General features: G+C 69.9%; 1 protein-coding gene and 1 pseudogene. Both read left to right on the top strand.

Annotated features, from left to right (window positions below):
• A pseudogene (locus GPA_RS14815) lies at positions 1 to 388 on the top strand (DUF2797 domain-containing protein); the annotation flags it as partial.
• A gap of 203 nt (positions 389 to 591) precedes the next feature.
• On the top strand, positions 592 to 1,185 hold a 594-nt coding region (locus tag GPA_RS14810; RefSeq protein ID WP_041240637.1), incomplete at its 3' end, for an ATP phosphoribosyltransferase regulatory subunit.

Here is a 1,185-nt window from a genome sequence, read left to right as displayed (position 1 = left end):
GCGCGCGTCCAAGAAGGCCGATCTGCTGGCGAACGAGCGCTTCGATGCCGCCGAGGCGGCGGCCGTGCTCGATCGCGAGGCCGCGCGCCTCGCGCAGGTGGAGGCCGTTGCGCGCGCCGGGTTCGCGCCCGAGCCGGTGCAGGACTTCTCGCCGTGCTATTTCGGCGGGCCCTCGCCCTCGTGCGACGACCTCCAGCAGCCGGATGGCGCGCGCGACGTGTGCGGCGGCCGCTGCATCGGCATGGTGGGCAGCGCCATCGTGTTCGAGCAGGGCGGCGCGAGCTTCGTCGTGTGCCTGAAAGACTGGGAGTCGCACGAGGTGGAGCTCGTGGAGAACGAGGTGCTGTGCACCTACGACTTCGCTCCCCAGCAGATGTCGCTGCTCTAGGCGAAGGCGCCGGGGCGGCGCCCGATGGGCCGTGGCCGCCCGCAGAGGGAAATTTCCTATTGCTTTATCACTCTACTGTGCTAAAGTATAGCGACGCGATGCGGAAGAGGCTGCGTGCTGCTGCAGGCGCACGGCCCAGTGGTATCATCGAGTCGAATCGCCGCGTCGCACCGGAAAACCACGAGGGAAAGAAGCGCGAACCTATGAATTACGTGACACCGGCAGGATTTCGCGATGTGCTCACGGACGAGGCGCAGCAGCGCGAGCGCATCACGCGCGCCGTGCAGGAGCGCTTCGCGGCGCGCGGCTACCTGCCTATCGAGACTCCCACGCTCGAGGTCATGGACGTCATGCGGGCGGGCGGCCGCCTGGCCGGCTCCCCGTTTCGCTTCTTCGACGCGCGCGGCGACCTTCTGGCCATGCGGCCCGACGTCACCTTGCAGGTCGCGCGCATGACGGCAACGCGCCTGGCAGGCCAGCCGGGGCCGTTCAGGTTCCGCTACCTTCAACGCGTGTTCCGCGAGGCCGAGGCGGAGATGCAGGCGAAGGCGCGCGAGCTCACGCAGATGGGCATCGAGTGCATCGGCGAGGAGGGCCCCGAGGCCGACGCCGAAGTCGTGGGCCTGCTCGCCGAGGCGCTCGACGTGGCGGGCGCGCGCGGCTACACGCTGGCGCTGGCCACGGTGGGCGTGCTGCGGGCGCTGCTCGAGGCGAGCGGGGCGCCCGCATGGTGGAAGGAGCAGGTGCTCGACGCCTACCACGCGTCGAACTTCGTGGAGCTCGACCGCCTGACGGCG

The organism is Gordonibacter pamelaeae 7-10-1-b, assembly GCF_000210055.1.
GTDB classification, from domain to species: Bacteria; Actinomycetota; Coriobacteriia; order Coriobacteriales; family Eggerthellaceae; genus Gordonibacter; species Gordonibacter pamelaeae.
The sequence above is the reverse complement of the archived record's forward strand: the minus strand, read 5'-3'. Positions and strand labels throughout refer to the sequence as shown.